A 14,871-nucleotide genomic window follows, 5' to 3' on the forward strand; every position below is an offset into this window, starting at 1 on the left:
TGTTGTCACCGGACCCCGAATCGACCGCTCTGTGACCTCCAGCCGGCAACAGTCCCAGCGGGCCGGACTTGTGGCTCGGTCAGCGGGGATGCACCTCGAGGCGAACGTCCAGCCCGCTCACCTCGTCGGGCACGTCGGTGGCCAGCCCCTCCCCCCAGAGCGCGACCTGCAGGCGGCTCACCGCCACCCCCAGCTGGTATGCCGTCGGCGCACTGACGTGGACCACCTCACCCCCGACGTCCACGCCGGCCTCGGGCGCTCCGCGCAGGGCGACGGCCACCGCCCGCCGCAGTCGGGACGCCACGTCCTCGGGTCCGATCGCGGCGATGCCGTCCTCGATGGCCTCCGGGCTGCCCGGGGCCGTGCCGAGGGCAGCCCGGATCGACTCGGCGCGCCCGTGGTCGAACCAGTCCTCCCGGCCGACGCGGACCAGTGCGCGCGCCCCCGCCCCCCGCCCGTCGATCGCCAGGTCGGAGCCGCGGACCACCGCGGCGGGGATCGAGTCCGCCTTGCCCTTGACGAGGTCGGCTGCGGCGGCGAGCTCGTCGCCGACGGCCCTCGCCGTGACGGCCAGCGGTTTGCCGTCGGCGTCGACAGCCCCCCGGAGGTCATCGACGACGGAGACTCCGGCTGCCCCCAGGGCGAAGTCCGTCTGTCCGAACCGCCAGGGCCGCCCCGCCGTGTCGCTCAGGATCACTCCGACGCGCCGCAGCCCTGTCGCCGCGAGGAGGGCCACCCGCAGGTGCTCGGCCTCCGCATCGGGGTCGGCGGGGAGGAGCAGCACGTCGTCGCGACTCCCGGTGTTGGAGGCGTCCACCCCGGCCGCTGCCATGATCGGACCGGCCGTCGACTGCACGATGCGGGTGATCCGGTCGTCCGACATGCGCTCCGCCACCACCCTCACCGTCTGGCTGATCACGGCGGCACTCCTGTCGGCCGAATCAGCCCACAGACCAAGGGATTTGGAGACGATCTTGCTCGAGACGACGAGGACGTCGCCGTCCGCCAGCGAGATGCCCGCAGAGGCCGCTGCGTCGAGCAGGAGCGTGACCAGGACGTCGCCCGCCGCCACCTCCGGCATCCCCGTCAAGGGGATGAGTGACACCGACACGGTCAGGCGCCCTTGAGCTCGAGCGCGAGCTCCAGGGCGGCGCCGGCGATGTCGGCCGCGGCATCGGCATCCGACATGAGCAGCGGCCGACTGCGAACCGTCGCTCGGGGCAGGCGCACGGACGCCTCGTCCTCGGCGGACACCAGCCACCCGTCGAGGAAGTCCTCGTAGAGCCCGGCGACGGCAGCTGCTGTCGACTCCACCCCGATGGCCCGGAGGCACGCGTCCGCGTGCCCGCGCACCGGCATACCGCCGATGAGCGGTGAGACGCCGACGACGGGAGCGGCGCTGCCACGCAACGCATCTCGCACGCCGGGCACGCCCAGGATGATGCCGATCGAGACCACCGGGTTGCTCGGGGGGAGGAGCACCACATCGGCGGTCCGGATGGCGTCGAGGACACCCGGTGCTGCGGTCGCGCGGTCCATGCCCACCGCCTGGAACCGCTGCGCCGGGATCGAGGCCTGGTGACGAACCCACCACTCCTGGAAGTGGATCGCGCGCTGACCCTCCTCGTCCTCGACGACGACGTGCGTCTCCACGGGGGAGTCGCTCATCGGCAGCAGGGTGATCCGCTGGTCGGGCAGGCCCCAGCGGGCCGCCAGGCGTGCGGTCACCTCGGTGAGGGACACCCCCTGGCCGAGCCACTGCGAACGGATGACGTGGGTCCCGAAGTCGAGGTCGCCGAGGGCGAACCACTGCGGCACGGCGCCGTATGCCGCCAGCTCACCCTGGACCCGGTGGCTCTCGTCGGCCCGGCCCCAGCCCTGGCCCTCGTGGATGCCGCCGCCGAGGGTGTAGAGCAGGGTGTCGAGGTCGGGGCAGACCCGCAGCCCGAACAGGCTGATGTCGTCACCGGTGTTGCCGATGATGGTCAGCTCGGTGTCCGAGAGGCCGGGGGAGCGGTCCAGGTGGGCGCGAAGGCCACGCAGGAAGCGGGCACCTCCGACGCCGCCGGCCAGTGCCGTGATGCGCATGCTCCGCAGTCTTGCAGCCCGTCCACAGCCCCCGCAGCGGGGGCGCCGTGGGGGTGCCGTCGGGGCCGTTCGGGGGCGCCGTCGGGGCGACGCCTGTGCCGGGAGTCTTCTAGCGCACCTCTAGCGTCCTGTGAAGCGGCGTTATCAAGGTTCATCCGATCGGGCAAATATCAGACTTCCGCTTGACGAACCACGTATGACACGCGTGTAATTCCATTGTTGTGACCAAGCAAGGTCACACGCAGCGGCGAACCGGGTCGAGGAGGAAGCCGTGCAGGAACTTCAGTTGGTCACCTTCGAAGGTGGCGAAGAGGTGGAGATGTCATGGCAGGAGCGCTCGCTCTGTGCCCAGACCGATCCCGAGGCGTTCTTCCCTGAGAAGGGCGGGTCGACGCGTGAGGCCAAGAAGGTCTGCGTCGGCTGCGAGGTGCGGGCCGAGTGCCTGGAGTACGCCCTCGCCCACGACGAGCGGTTCGGCATCTGGGGTGGGCTGTCCGAGCGGGAGCGCCGCAAGCTCAAGAAGCGTGCGGTCTAGTCGCCCCAGCGGCGACTCCGTCACCAGCGCATGACGCTTGCCCCGCCCCATGGCCTGACAGACCCCGCAGGATCACCTGCGGGGGTCGCGACGGTGACGGCGGTTCTGGTGCTCCGCGGCCCGACCTCCGCGCTCGCGGAGACCCTCGACTCCCTCGCGCGCCAGACGCGCAGCCCCGAACGCCTCGTCGTCGTCGACCTCGGGAGGGACGAGCGCGACGGCAACGCCGTCGAGACCGTGCGCGCCCACCGCGGCGTGGCCGAAGCCATCGACGCGATCACCTTCGTCACCGTCCCCGGCGCAACCTCCCTCGCGTATGCCGTGCGGTCGGCCCTCGCACTGACCGACCGGGCCGCGACGGCCGACGGCGCGTCCTCGCCCGACGTGGCCCCCGGCGTGACCCTCGACGTGACCCCCGACGCGCCAGGGATGACCCACGTCTGGGTGCTCACCTCAGACAGTGCCGCGGCCCCCATGACGCTGGCGCGACTGCTCGATGCCGTGCGACGCAGCCCGTCGGTCGGTGCAGCCGGCCCCAAGCTGCTCGACTGGACGCGTCCCGGCGCCCTGCGATCGGTTGGCCTGCAGCTGACCCGCAGTGGCCGGGTGATCCCCTCACCGGCCCCGGGTGAGCCCGACCAGGGCCAGTACGACCGCCGCACCGACGTCCTGGCCGTCCCGGCGACCGGCATGCTCGTGGAGCGCGGAATGCTCGACGAGCTCGGCGGGCCCGAGCGCGCCTTCGGGGACTTCGGCGCCGACGTGGACTTCTCGTGGCGTGCCCAGCAGTCCGGCCGCCGCGTCGTCGTCGTGCCCCGCGCCACCGTGCGCACCGGTGCCCGGGCGGAGCCGGACGACGCCGCCCTCGGCGACTCGACACCGCGGATGCGTCGCCAGGCCCGGCGGGTGGCGCTGGCCAGGTGCGCCTGGTGGGCCCTGCCGCTGCTGGCGGCCTGGATCGTCCTGACGAGCGCCGTTGCCGCCCTCGCGCTGCTGCTGGCCAAACGACCCCGGGCCGCATGGGCCGAGTTCTCCGACATCGGTGCGGTGCTGACCCCCGGACGAGTGCTCGGGGCCCGGTGGCGCTCGCGTGGCACCCGACAGGTGCGCCGACGCGACCTGCAGGGCCTGTTCGTCCCATCGCGCACGGTGCTGCGGCACACGACCGACCTCATCCACGACGAGGTCGCGCTCGAGCCGGGGCTGGGCGACACCGGCCGCGCCGACGCCGTCGAGTCCGGCCCGGTGGCCGACGAGGCCCAGGACCTCAACATCTTGGGTGCGACGTGGGCCTCCCATGCCGCCCGGAACCCCGGTCTGCTGGCGACCCTGGTCATGACCGTCGTCGCCGCCCTGGCCACCCGACACCTTGGAGGCAGCTTCGTCGACCGGCTGGACAACGGTGTGACCGGCGGCGAGACCCTCGGGGTCAGAGCCGACGCGGGCACCCTGTGGCACGCCTGGTTCGACGGCTGGCACGGCGCGGGGCTCGGCAGTGCCGGCGAGCAGGGTCCGCACCTCGTGATCCTGTCGGGCCTGTCGTGGCTGGTGGCCCACCTCCCGCTGCTCAGTGCACCCGCCTCGCCTGTCGGCGCTGTGACAACCCTGCTGGTGACCTTCGCCCTCCCGATGGCGACCCTCACGGCATACCTCGGCGCCCGGGTCGTCACGCACTCACGCTGGCCGCGTGCCATCGCCGCCCTGGCCTGGTCCACCAGCGCGGTCCTGGCCACGGCGGTGGGCTCTGGTCGGCTGGGCGGCATCGTCGCCGCAATCCTCCTCCCGCTGGTGGCCGGGGGCATCGCGCTGGCCGGTCGCCGCACCGGCACCGCGACGGTCACTGCCGCAACCGTCCTTGCCGCCACTGCTCTCGGAGCCTTCGCTCCTGCCCTCCTCGTGCTGGTGCTCGTCGCCGGCCTGGGCGTCGCGCTCGTCGGTCACGGCTGGGCACGGGTGCGGGGCCTGGCCATCGTCCTCGGCCCGGTCCTACTCCTGGGGTCCTGGCTGCCTGCGCTTCTCGACCGTCCGGCGTTGCTCTTCACCGGCCCCGGCCTGTCGGTCTGGGGGACGACCCAGGCGCAGCCCTGGCAGATTGCGCTCCTGCACCCCGGTGGCCCCGGGTCCTACCCCGTGCTGCTTTCGGCGCCGCTGGTCCTCGCCGGGCTGCTCGGCCTGCTGCGTGCCGGCCGGCGTGGTCGCGCCGCGAGCGCCCTCGGGGTCGTGGCCCTTCTCGGCCTCGCCTATGCCGTCGTGGCACCCCGGATCCAGCTCGGCGTCGTGCCGCAGGGACTGCCCGACGCCGGGGCGCCGGTGACGGCGTGGTCGGGTGTCGGCCTGCTCGTCCTCGCCCTGGCGCTGGTGGCCGCAGCCCTGCTGGGCGCCGACGGCCTTGCCGTGAGCCGGGCGCGCGGCGGGTGGCAGGCGCTGGCTCGTTGGCCCGTGGCCGGTGCGCTGATCGGGGCCGTGCTGGTCAGCTCCGGATGGCTCACCGTCCGGACTGTCGGCGACGGGCTGCGGGCCTGGCAGGACCCCCGTCCAGCCGTTGCCATCGACCAGGCCGAGAGCGGTCTCGGCAACCGGATGCTGCTGCTGCGGCCCGAGGGCGACGCCCTGACCTACGAGCTGCTCGGCCGCGAGGTCGGGGAGACCTCCCGGATCCTGCCCCCGATGACGGCCGACCGACCCACCGCTGAGGCACTCGCCGCCTCGGTGAGTGCGCTGTTCGAACAGGGAGCTGCGCCCGGCGCGCTCACCCCCGCAGTCGACCTGGCGGACCAAGCCGTCGGGTTCATCGGCCTGAGTGCCGAGCCCACCGACCCCCGGATCCGCGCCCTCGACGCCACGGCCGGGCTGAGTCGACTCGGCGAGCACGATGGCGTGCTGTTCTGGCGGGTCCTGCCCGGAGGCGGAGGGGCGGCCGACGACGCCGTCGCACCCTCCCGCGCCCGTCTGCTGACCCGCACATCGGAGCAGGCCATCCCCGTCTCGGGTCCCCACTCGCGGCTCGAGGTGAAATCCGTTGTGCCGCAAGGGGCTTCGCTCGTCCTGTCCGAGCCGGGCCAGTGGGTCAGGCACGCGCGGGTCGCCGTCGACGGTCACGTGCTCGCGCCCAACGGCGACGCAGCGTCGTACTCCCTGCCTGCGGGGCCGGCCACGATCTCCGTGGACGTGCTCCCGACCAACGCCATCTGGCGCTACGCCCAGGGCGTCCTGCTCCTGGTGGTCGTCTTCCTCGCCGTGCCCTTCGGCAACCGCTCCTCGAGGCGGAGGCGCCCGTGAACCTCTCCGTCAGCGGCATCGTCCGCACCTCGCTCGTGGCTGCCGCAGGCGTCGGGATCGTCACCGCAGCCGTGCACAGCCAGGGGGCCTTCGCCGTCGCGTCGACCCGTCTCGTGGACACCGCCACCACCTCGGCCACCAACCCGGTGCGCAGCTCTTCGCTGGTGTGCCCGGGTCCGGAGCTCAAGGGCGTCAAGGGAGTCGACGACGTCGACGTCGGCGTGCGGGTTGCCGCGGCTGAGGCCCCCGTCCGGGCCCTGACCGGCACCGCGCCCGCCACGGCCCCCGGTCGGCTGAGCCTCAGCCGTATGCCGCGGGGCGACCTCGGCACGCCCGTGACCGTCCGCGGCTCCAGCGTGATGGGCGACCAGGGCCGTGCGGAAGGGGTGCTGGTGTCGGGCACCGAGTCCATGGCTGCCGGTGTCGCCGCGGCACAGGGCTGGCTGGTGCCCTCGGGCGACCAGCGGTCGCTGGGCTCGGCCCCGTGCGGGCCGCCCGGTGCCGAGTTCTGGATCATGGCCGGCGGGGGGGCGCCCGGTCGGCAGGAACGACTCCTCCTGACCAACCCCGGCGGCAACGCCGTCGCCGTCGACGTCACCCTCTACGGCGGCAAGGGGGCGGTCTCGTCCCCGAACGGCAAGGGCATCGTCGTCCCGGCGCACGGACGCACGGCCTTCCTCCTCGACTCGATCAACAGCGAGCTGGCCAACCCCGTCGTGCACGTCGTCGCCGATGGTGGTGTGGTCGGGGCGGTCGTCAACGACCTGTGGCTGGACGGCACCCGCGCGGGTGGGTCCGACGACTCCGTGCCCACTGCGGCGCCGTCGCGCGACCAGGTGATCCCGGCCGTCGCGGTGGGGGGCCAGGCGGTCCTGCGCGTCGCCGTGCCAGGGACGGGCGAGGCTGTCGTCCAGGCCAGGGTGCTCACCGCCCAGGGACCGCGGGCCCTGCCCGCCGGCGGGGTGACCCGGATCGACGGTGGTGCCGTGCGTGACATCGACATCTCCGCGCTGCCGACCGGCACGGTGGGGCTCCAGGTGCGAGCCGACGTGCCCGTCGTGGCCGCTGCCGTGGTCACGCGGACCGCCCCCGGCAAGCCGGGGGACTTTGCGTGGACGTCCTCCACGCCGCCGATCTCGGGGGTCGCCGGGATGCCTCTCGTCGACCCGGTCGGCGCGCCCGGCCCCATGCAGCGGTTCCTGTCGTTGACGTCGTCCGGTGACACCGCCGGCGTCGAGGTGGTGACCGTCGACGCCAAGGGTGTGGAGACGTCCCGTCGTCCGAACCTCGGTGTCGACGCGTCAGGGGTTCTCGACCTCACCGGTGCCACCTCCGTGTGGGTGCACCGCGTGTCCGGCAAGGGGCAGGTCCGGGCAGGCGTGGTCACCTGGGTGAACGACAGCCAGGGAACGCTCCTGACGACGACCCCTTTGCACGACGCTGCCCTGCGCACCACGACCGTGGGCCTGCGAGAGGTGACCCGGTAGATCGGGGCTCGACGCAGGGTCAGGACCCGTCGTCGTAGCGTGGGTCGAGGTCGCCCGGCGGCAGGTTGAACAACGCGGCGACCTGCTCCACCACCACGTCCTGCACGATGGCCGTGAGCTCGCGCTGGTTGTCCGCGCGGCTCTCGATCGGGCGGCGGTAGATGACGATCCGCGCCGGGGTCCTGCCGTGCGGAGGGAAGGCCCGGGCGAGCGGCGCCCCCTCACGCTCCCACGGGGCAGGGTCGGTCGGAGGCACGTCCTCGACCGCGAACTCGACGTCCTGGAAGCGAGCGCCGAGCCGCGTCTCCAGGCGAGCAGCACTGTCGAGGACCAGGTCGTCGAACTGCTGCCGGCGGGTGGCCATGGCGGGGACGGCCGGCCAGGCCAGCGGACCCCTCACCCCTCGGCCTCGACGGTCCCGTCGCGCCGCCCGGGAGCGCCCTGCCTGCGGGCCGGTCGAAGTCACCAGACCAGCCTACGGCGTGCCGACCCGGGGGCCCCGCCTTGCTGGCATAGAGTCCGCGTCGTGAGTCTGTCCAGGAGGTGCTCCCGCACCGCGTGCTCGAAGCCTGCCATTGCGACGCTCACCTACGTCTACGGCGACCAGACCGCTGTGGTCGGACCCCTGGCGACGTATGCCGAGCCGCACACCTACGACCTGTGCGCGACCCATGCCGAGGGACTGACCGCCCCCCGGGGCTGGGAGATCGTGCGCCTCTCCGGGGAGTACGTCGAGCCGGAGCCCTCGCACGACGACCTGCTGGCGCTGGCCAACGCCGTGCGCGAGGCAGGCCGGCCCCGGCTGGGCGAGGCCCCCGGTCCGGCACAGGCGCAGACCAGGCGCCACCCAGCCGACGAGGACGCCTCCGGCGCCGTCGAGACGGGTCGCCGCGGGCACCTGCGCGTCCTGCGCGACAACTGACACCGCTAGGGTTTCGGGCGTGCCCAAGCCTGTCCTCTCCGACTTCGTCAAGGCCTACGACGTCCGGGGCCTCGTCCCCGACCAGCTCAACGTCGATGTGGCGTGGGCCCTCGGCGCCGCCTTCGCCCGGACCGTGGTCGGGCCGGAGGGAGCTCCCGGAGTCGTCATCGGCCACGACATGCGCCCTTCGTCGCCCGAGCTGTCCCGGGCCTTCGCCGCAGGCGTCACCGCCCACGGCCTCGACGCCACACTGATCGGGCTGTGCAGCACCGACGGTCTCTACTACGCCAGTGGCGCCCTGGACCTCCCCGGCGCCATGTTCACCGCGTCGCACAACCCGGCCCAGTACAACGGCATCAAGCTGTGTCGCTCGGGAGCGCGCCCCGTGGGTCAGGACTCGGGTCTCTCCGACGTCAGCGCCCTGGCCCAGCAGCTGCTCGACGCGGGGGTCAGTGCGGGGCCTCCGGCCACGAGGTCTGGACACGTCGTCGAGCGTGACGTCCTGGGTGACTACGCGGCCTTCCTGCGCGGCCTGGTCGACCTCTCCGGTGGTCGGCCACTGCGCGTGGTCGTCGACGCCGGCAACGGCATGGGCGGCCACACGGTGCCTGCCGTCCTCGGCACGGGCACCGGCTTGCCCGCGCTGCCGCTGGAGGTCATCCCCCTCTACTTCGAGCTGGACGGCACCTTCCCCAACCACGAGGCCAACCCACTCGAGCCCGAGAACCTGCGTGACCTCCAGGCTGCTGTGGTCGAGCACGGCGCCGACCTCGGCCTGGCGTTCGACGGCGATGCCGACCGCTGCTTCGTCATCGACGAGCGTGGCGAACCGGTGAGCCCCAGTGCCGTCACGGCCCTGGTGGCCACCCGTGAGATCGCCAAGCAGGTCGCAGGAGGCGTCGCCGCGGCTGACGTCGCCGTCGTCTACAACGTCATCTCCTCGGCCGCGGTCCCCGAGATCATCGCCGAGCAGGGCGCTCGCGGGGTGCGGACCAGGGTCGGCCACTCGTTCATCAAGGCCGAAATGGCCCGCGAGGACGCGGTCTTCGGCGGCGAGCACAGTGCGCACTACTACTTCCGGGAATTCTGGTTCGCCGACACCGGCATGCTCGCCGCGATGCACGTGCTCGCTGCCCTGGGCGAGCAGGGTGAGCCACTGAGCCGGCTCACCGCGGCATACAGCCGGTATGCCGCGTCCGGCGAGATCAACTCGACGGTCACGGACGCTGCGGCCGCGACCGCGACCGTGCGTCAGTGGGCTGCCGAGCGCGGCGCTGAGTTCGACGAGCTGGACGGACTGACGGCGACCCACGCAGGGACGAGCGATGCGCCGATGTGGTGGCTCAACCTGCGCGCCTCCAACACCGAACCCCTCCTCCGGCTCAACGTCGAGGCGGCTGACCAAGACACGATGACCCAGGTGCGGGACGATGTCCTCGTACTGGTGAGAGGAGAACGCTGATGTCGCAAGGACAAGGGCAGGACGTCCGGATCGAGCCGTGGCTGCGGGAGATCCTGAGGTGCCCGGCCTGCCGTTCCGAGCTCGCCGACGCCACCGTCGAGGGCAAGCCCGAGCTTCACTGCACCAGCACGGCCTGCGGCCTGCAGTACCGCATCGACGACGGTGTGCCGGTGCTGCTCGTCGACGAAGCCCGCAAGCCGGTCTGACGGACGGCGGGGAGGCGCGACGATGGCACAGTTCTTCGACGAGTCGCGCATCGACAGCGACGAGGCGCTGGCCACCCTCGACTCCCGCCAGACCCTGCGGGGGCTGGCGACGGCCGGTGCCCAGGTGCGCGAGGCGATCGAGCTGTCCGCCGAGGGCGGGATCGAGCGCGTGGCCGGTGGCGAGCGGCCGCGGTCGGTCCTCGTCGCCTCGCTCGGCGGGTCGGCCGTCGTCTGCGACGTGCTCGAGCTGCTTGCCGAGCCGGGCTCGCCGGTCCCGGTCAGCGTGCGGCGCAACCTGCCGTTGCCCGGCTGGGTGGGTCCGCTCGACCTCGTCATCGCCGTCTCGCTGTCAGGACGCGCTCCGGGCCCGCTTGCGCTCGCCGCCGAGGCGGCTCGTCGAGGCGCTGCCCTGCTCACCGTCGGGGCCATCGACTCGCCGCTCGCGGACGTCGCAGCCCAGGCACGGGGTGTCCACATCGGCATCGGCCGCGGTCGCACCACGTCCCGCACCTCCCTCTGGTCGCTGCTCGCCCCGGTGCTGCTGGGCGCAGGGCACCTGGGCATCGTTGACGTCGACGCCCGGGTGCTGACCGAGGCCGCCGACCGCCTCGACGAGATCGCGGAGTCCTGCCGTCCCTCGTCGGAGTCGTTCGTCAACCCGGCCAAGGTGCTGGCCGCCGATCTCGCCGAGGGCGTCCCGGTGGTCCTCGGCGACGGTCCCCTGAACGGCGTGGCCGCGGGGCGGGCCACCTCGATGCTCGCGCGCACCGCGCGGGTGCCGGCCACGTCCGGTGAGCTCCCCGACGACGCGGCCCAGGTCGTCGCCTGCTTCGACGGCCCGTTCACCGCCGCGTACTCCGGCGGGGCCGCGTCTCGCCCGGGCGCACAGGCCTCCGGGGTGGTCGACGACATCTTCACCGATCCGTTCCTCGACGGCCCGGCCGCACCACGGTTGTCGTTGCTGATGCTCAGGGACGTCCTGCCCGACCCGATGACGCGAGAGGCCGACGAGGCGCGGGCGCTGGCCGAAGCCCTGACCTCGGCGGCTCGTGAGGTGGGGGTCAGGGTCAGCGAGGTGACGGCGCAGCCGGGGCACGCCCTGACCCGCCTGGCGGGTCAGATCGCGACCACAGACTTCGCCGCGACCTACCTGGCCCTGGGGCTGGGCCTGGATCCTGCGGTGTCGCCGCACGTGGCGGACCTGCGAGGCCGAGCCGGCGGCTGACCCGAGTGGCCTGGCGGGCCGGGTGCCCTCAGGGCCGTACGGAGCGGATCAGGGCGACGACGTCGCCCACCACACCCCGCATGCCGGGCAGGCGGCTGAGCCGCACGAGCTTGTCGACGAGGGGAACGACCTGGCGCACGAGGGCGCGGGTGCGCTTCTGGCCGGTGCTCGAGTCGTGCACCCAGAAGAGCACGACCCCCATCTGGAGCAGCCACAGCAGCTCGGGCAGCTCCGCCCGGATGGCTGCCGGAGCCTTGAGGTCCGAGCCGTCCACCACGCGGCGGAACAGGTCGATGCTGGCCTCCCTCGCGCCGCGGGACTCGCTGCTGAACGGTGACAGCGGGCTGGTCGGCTCGGCGGCGACCTTGAAGAACTTCCCGGCGAACCCGTGGAACGGCTCGGCCACGTCCACCCAGCTGGTCAGCACCTCGCCCAGGCGGTCGGCGAACTTGTCGTTGTCGGCCAGGACCTCTTCTGCAGCGGACGCGTGGGCGACCTGGACCTGGTCGTAGAAGGCCTGGACCAGGTGCTCCTTGGACGCGAAGTAGTAGTAGGCGTTGCCGATGCTGACGCCGGCCCGGTCCGCGACGGCCCGCATGGTCGTCTTGTCGTAGCCCCGCTCGAGGAAGAGCTCCTGGGCGGCCGCTGCGATGGCGGTGCGGGTCTGCTCACCACGGTCGGACCGGTTGGCGGGGTCAGACCGGTTGGCAGAGTCCGTCACAGTCGTCAGCGTAGCCATTGTCCTCCACCGCCTCGGGCACGAGCGTGGTGGTGAGGGAGGCGCGGAGCCCGGCCGCGGCATACGCCATCGCCTTGGCCACGGGCAGTCCGAGCGGGGTGGACAGGCGGATGGCGAGGTCGCGGTGCTCCACCGTTGTCCAGAGGCAGGCGACCCAGGCGTGGGCGCCGGTCCAGACCTCCCCGCCGTCACCGACCACCGTGATCTCGCGGAGCGTGGCCGCGTGGTCGAGGTGGGGCAGGAGCGCGCGGGCCTCTGCGGAACCGGCGGGGAGGGCGGTCACCGCCACGAGGTGGGGTTGCCCGACCAGCCACGTGCGAAACCGTGAGCACATCGGGCAGCCGGCGTCGTAGAGGACGACGAGCCCCTTCACCGCGCCGCCTCAGTGCGGTCGATGCCGTCGAGGTGGTCGGGGCGCTGGGTCGGGGCTGCGAGGGCGGCGAGGACGGCCACCCCCAGGCCCGCCACGGCAGGGGCGAGGAACACGCCGATGCTGAGCAGGCTGAGGACGGTCAGGACACCGAGCAGGGCCACGACCACGACAGCGGCGACCGTGGCCGCGCGACCGCCCGGCCCGAGCAGCAACGTCCCGACGACCAGGCAGGCGCCCAGCGGGATGCTCGCCACCACCAGTCCCCACCACCCGTTGACCTCGACGAGGGTGGCCGCGGTGGAGGTGGCGCCCGGCACGCCGTCCGCGTCCGCTCCGGCTGTGTCACCGGAGTAGACGGGGACCGTGAGCGCCGCCACGACCAGCGCGAGGCTCCACAGGGTGGCGCCGGCGAGCGCGATCCGGACCGTCCTCACGACCCTCACCCCATCGGAGCCGGGAAGGGCTGGGTCCAGCCCTGCGGCGGGACCGGGGGAGTGGCCATTGCGTCGAGGCGACCGCGGCGGCGGATCTTGTTGAAGACGTACACGTTGGTGAGGTGCACGAAGCCGAGCATCAGCAGCACGACGCCCAGCTTGACGCTCAGTGTCTCGACGATGGCGCGGGCGTCCGCGAGGGTGTCGCCGATGCGCAGGTAGAGCGCGACGATACCGAGGTTGAGCAGGTAGAAGCCGACGACGAGCAGCTTGTTCACCGCCTCGGCCAGCTCGTCGTTGCCGTCGAAGACGTCGACCAGGAAGACCCGGCCGTTCCGCGACAGGGTCGACCCGACCCAGATGGTGAGGGGGACGGCGATGACCAGGTACAGCACATAGGCGATGACTGCGTTGTCCACTGCGTTGTCCACGAGGGCTCCTTCGTGACGGACGTTCTTTGAACGTGTTCAAGTTGATGGACCCGACAGTAGCAGGGAAGGTTGAACATGTTCAAGTGACGACTGTCAGAGCGACAGGCGGAGCACCTCGGCCGAGGGCAGCGCAGCCAGCTCAGCGGCTGGGACGAGCAGCTTGCTGCCGCGGATGCCACTGCCGATGACGACGTCCCCGGCCGCGACGACCGCCTCGTCGACCAGCACGGGCCAGGCCGCAGGCAGCCCGACCGGCGTGATCCCGCCGAACTCCATGCCCGTCAGTGCGACCGCCTGCTCCATGGGGGCGAAGCTGATCTTGCGGACGTCGAGGTGCCGGCGCACGGCGCCGTTGATGTCGGCGCGCATCGACGCGAGCACCATCACGGCGACGTACCGCACCTCGCCACCGCGCTTGCCCGCGACCACGACGCAGTTGGCCGAGCTCTCCATGGCCACGTCGTAGGCCGCGCAGAACGCCGCCGTGTCGGCGAGCTCGGCGTCGATCGGCGCGACCCGCGCCGAGGGTGTGCCGGCGATCGCCTGCGCCACCGGAGCGGCCAACAGCTCGGTATGCCGCGTGGCCGGCTCCCAGGTCAGGTTTCCTTCGGCGCTGCTCACCCGTCGAGGTTAGCGAGCCAGCGCCGGATCAGCGCCTGCACCGCGTCCCGCGGGTCATCGCGGCTGGGACTCCTGGATGTCGAGGACCATGGCGTGGATCAGCATGTGGAAGCCGCTGAGCAGGGGAGCGACCGCCAACACGACCGTGCCGGCGCTGGCCGTCGCCGGGCCGAGGGTGTGGGCGACGGTCCACGCACCGACCACCAGGCCGAACGCGGTGAGGGCGAGACCGCCGAAGAGCATGAGGGCGACCGCGGAGAAGGACTGCAGGACGTACTTCCACCAGATCCGGGTCCAGAAGCCCTTGGCGAGGTGGGACAGGGCCCGCGGCGCCTGGGTGCGCAGGTTGATCCCGGAGACCTCGTCGCCGTACCGCGCCGGGATGGCCACGTCGACAGCGGGGACCCGCAGGATGTTGAGGTGGATCAGCAGGTCGTTCTCGAACTCGTAGCGGCGCGAGATGCGGGTCAGGTCGAGCCGCTGGAGAGCCTCCCGGCTGATCGCGGTGTAGCCGTTCAGCGGGTCGAAGAGGTTCCAGTACCCCGAGGCGGCCTTGGTGAGGAAGGACAGCGTCAGGTTGCCGGCGATGCGGTGCTTGGGCATCCCGTCGAAGGAGCCCCTGCCGTAGAACCTGTTGCCCTTGGTGAACTGGGCCTGGCCGGCGGCTATCGGGTCCAGCAGGGCGGGCAGGTAGTCAGGGTCCATCTGTGAGTCTCCCGCCATGACCACGGAGACGTCGGCGTCGAGGGCCAGGGCGGTCTGGTGCCCGGTGATGATGGCACCCCCCACGCCCTGGTTCTCGAGGAGGGTGAGCACGTCGGTGCGCGAGTCGCCCACCGCCTTGGCCGCCTCGGCGGTGCCGTCGGTGCTCGCGTCGTCCACGACGATGATGTGGTCGACGAGGGCGGGCATGGTGGACACGGTGCGACCGATCAGGCGCTCCTCGTTGTGCGCGGGCACCACGACCGCAACCCTCAGTCCCTTGTACATGGCTTCCTCTCGCGCGGAGTACAGAGCAAATGTCGAGAAAGCGGTCGCCCCACCACAAGAGGTCGGGGGGCGTGCTGTC

The 14,871-nt window shown here is 72.4% G+C and carries 16 protein-coding genes; 7 read left to right on the forward strand and 9 right to left on the reverse strand.

The window, feature by feature from the left end; translation table 11 throughout:
* Positions 1 to 79 precede the first annotated feature (79 nt).
* Both AC1DWR_RS18080 and cofD read right to left on the reverse strand, forming a co-directional pair.
* Positions 80 to 1,111 (reverse strand): coenzyme F420-0:L-glutamate ligase, encoded by a 1,032-nt coding sequence (locus AC1DWR_RS18080; RefSeq protein WP_477614988.1) that lies wholly within the window; start codon positions 1,109 to 1,111, stop codon positions 80 to 82.
* A 2-nt stretch (positions 1,112 to 1,113) separates the two neighbouring features.
* On the reverse strand, positions 1,114 to 2,088 hold the full coding sequence (gene cofD / locus AC1DWR_RS18085) for a 2-phospho-L-lactate transferase (protein ID WP_477624912.1): 975 nt from the start codon (positions 2,086 to 2,088) through the stop codon (positions 1,114 to 1,116).
* Positions 2,089 to 2,407: 319 nt separating this feature from the next.
* Between cofD and AC1DWR_RS18090 the strand changes: the two genes are divergently transcribed.
* From AC1DWR_RS18090 to AC1DWR_RS18100, 3 genes are all read left to right on the forward strand, one after another.
* The gene (locus AC1DWR_RS18090; protein ID WP_153269213.1) at positions 2,408 to 2,623 is read left to right on the forward strand and encodes a WhiB family transcriptional regulator; all 216 of its coding nucleotides are present in this window, start codon (positions 2,408 to 2,410) and stop codon (positions 2,621 to 2,623) included.
* Between the two features lie 93 nt (positions 2,624 to 2,716).
* On the forward strand, positions 2,717 to 5,902 hold the full coding sequence (locus AC1DWR_RS18095) for a glycosyltransferase (protein ID WP_477624913.1): 3,186 nt from the start codon (positions 2,717 to 2,719) through the stop codon (positions 5,900 to 5,902).
* Positions 5,899 to 7,389, forward strand: coding sequence for a DUF5719 family protein (locus AC1DWR_RS18100; RefSeq protein WP_477624914.1), 1,491 nt, complete (start codon positions 5,899 to 5,901; stop codon positions 7,387 to 7,389). The genes AC1DWR_RS18095 and AC1DWR_RS18100 overlap by 4 nt, the downstream gene beginning before the upstream one ends.
* A gap of 19 nt (positions 7,390 to 7,408) precedes the next feature.
* On the opposite strand, the gene AC1DWR_RS18105 is transcribed toward AC1DWR_RS18100, so the two are convergent.
* A complete protein-coding gene (locus AC1DWR_RS18105; protein WP_477614992.1) occupies positions 7,409 to 7,855 on the reverse strand; it encodes a metallopeptidase family protein in 447 nt (148 codons plus the stop codon).
* A gap of 60 nt (positions 7,856 to 7,915) precedes the next feature.
* On the opposite strand from AC1DWR_RS18105, the gene AC1DWR_RS18110 reads away from it, so the two are divergent.
* From AC1DWR_RS18110 to AC1DWR_RS18125, 4 genes are read left to right on the forward strand one after another with little or no spacing between them, the layout of a single operon-like run.
* Positions 7,916 to 8,311 (forward strand): DUF3499 domain-containing protein, encoded by a 396-nt coding sequence (locus tag AC1DWR_RS18110; protein ID WP_477614993.1) that lies wholly within the window; start codon positions 7,916 to 7,918, stop codon positions 8,309 to 8,311.
* 19 nt (positions 8,312 to 8,330) lie between these two features.
* Positions 8,331 to 9,773 carry a phosphomannomutase/phosphoglucomutase gene (locus tag AC1DWR_RS18115; RefSeq protein WP_477624915.1) on the forward strand — a complete coding sequence of 481 codons (1,443 nt, stop codon included), beginning with the start codon at positions 8,331 to 8,333 and terminating at the stop codon, positions 9,771 to 9,773.
* Positions 9,773 to 9,979 carry a Trm112 family protein gene (locus AC1DWR_RS18120; protein WP_477614995.1) on the forward strand — a complete coding sequence of 69 codons (207 nt, stop codon included), beginning with the start codon at positions 9,773 to 9,775 and terminating at the stop codon, positions 9,977 to 9,979. Before AC1DWR_RS18115 ends, AC1DWR_RS18120 begins: the two co-directional genes overlap by 1 nt.
* Before the next feature lie 22 nt (positions 9,980 to 10,001).
* Positions 10,002 to 11,204, forward strand: coding sequence for an SIS domain-containing protein (locus AC1DWR_RS18125; protein WP_477614996.1), 1,203 nt, complete (start codon positions 10,002 to 10,004; stop codon positions 11,202 to 11,204).
* A gap of 28 nt (positions 11,205 to 11,232) precedes the next feature.
* Here AC1DWR_RS18125 and AC1DWR_RS18130 read toward each other — a convergent pair whose 3' ends face one another.
* The 6 genes from AC1DWR_RS18130 to AC1DWR_RS18155 all read right to left on the reverse strand — a co-directional run bounded on the left by AC1DWR_RS18130 (position 11,233) and on the right by AC1DWR_RS18155 (position 14,792).
* Complete coding sequence (locus tag AC1DWR_RS18130; protein ID WP_477624916.1) at positions 11,233 to 11,925, reverse strand: TetR/AcrR family transcriptional regulator; 693 nt, start codon at positions 11,923 to 11,925, stop codon at positions 11,233 to 11,235.
* Positions 11,900 to 12,316 (reverse strand): DCC1-like thiol-disulfide oxidoreductase family protein, encoded by a 417-nt coding sequence (locus AC1DWR_RS18135; protein ID WP_477624917.1) that lies wholly within the window; start codon positions 12,314 to 12,316, stop codon positions 11,900 to 11,902. Before AC1DWR_RS18135 ends, AC1DWR_RS18130 begins: the two co-directional genes overlap by 26 nt.
* A complete protein-coding gene (locus tag AC1DWR_RS18140) occupies positions 12,313 to 12,750 on the reverse strand; it encodes a hypothetical protein (RefSeq protein WP_477624918.1) in 438 nt (145 codons plus the stop codon). Before AC1DWR_RS18140 ends, AC1DWR_RS18135 begins: the two co-directional genes overlap by 4 nt.
* A 5-nt stretch (positions 12,751 to 12,755) precedes the next feature.
* The gene (locus AC1DWR_RS18145; RefSeq protein ID WP_477615000.1) at positions 12,756 to 13,181 is read right to left on the reverse strand and encodes a hypothetical protein; all 426 of its coding nucleotides are present in this window, start codon (positions 13,179 to 13,181) and stop codon (positions 12,756 to 12,758) included.
* A 93-nt stretch (positions 13,182 to 13,274) separates the two neighbouring features.
* Positions 13,275 to 13,802, reverse strand: a complete 528-nt coding sequence (locus tag AC1DWR_RS18150; protein WP_477615001.1) for a YbaK/EbsC family protein — start codon at positions 13,800 to 13,802, stop codon at positions 13,275 to 13,277.
* A gap of 54 nt (positions 13,803 to 13,856) precedes the next feature.
* Entirely contained in the window at positions 13,857 to 14,792 is a 936-nt protein-coding gene (locus tag AC1DWR_RS18155; protein WP_477615002.1) for a glycosyltransferase family 2 protein, read from the reverse strand.
* Between the last annotated feature and the right edge of the window lie 79 nt (positions 14,793 to 14,871).

This window comes from Pedococcus sp. P2_E2 (genome assembly GCF_056403955.1).

What these genes read in the sequence shown, in the direction of transcription:
- cofD (WP_477624912.1), bottom strand. Translation starts at nt 2,088, where the DNA reads ATGCGCATCACGGCACTGGCCGGCGGCGTCGGAGGTGCCCGCTTCCTG.
- AC1DWR_RS18090 (WP_153269213.1), top strand. Translation starts at nt 2,408, where the DNA reads ATGTCATGGCAGGAGCGCTCGCTCTGTGCCCAGACCGATCCCGAGGCG.
- AC1DWR_RS18120 (WP_477614995.1), top strand. Translation starts at nt 9,773, where the DNA reads ATGTCGCAAGGACAAGGGCAGGACGTCCGGATCGAGCCGTGGCTGCGG.
- AC1DWR_RS18125 (WP_477614996.1), top strand. Translation starts at nt 10,002, where the DNA reads ATGGCACAGTTCTTCGACGAGTCGCGCATCGACAGCGACGAGGCGCTG.
- AC1DWR_RS18155 (WP_477615002.1), bottom strand. Translation starts at nt 14,792, where the DNA reads ATGTACAAGGGACTGAGGGTTGCGGTCGTGGTGCCCGCGCACAACGAG.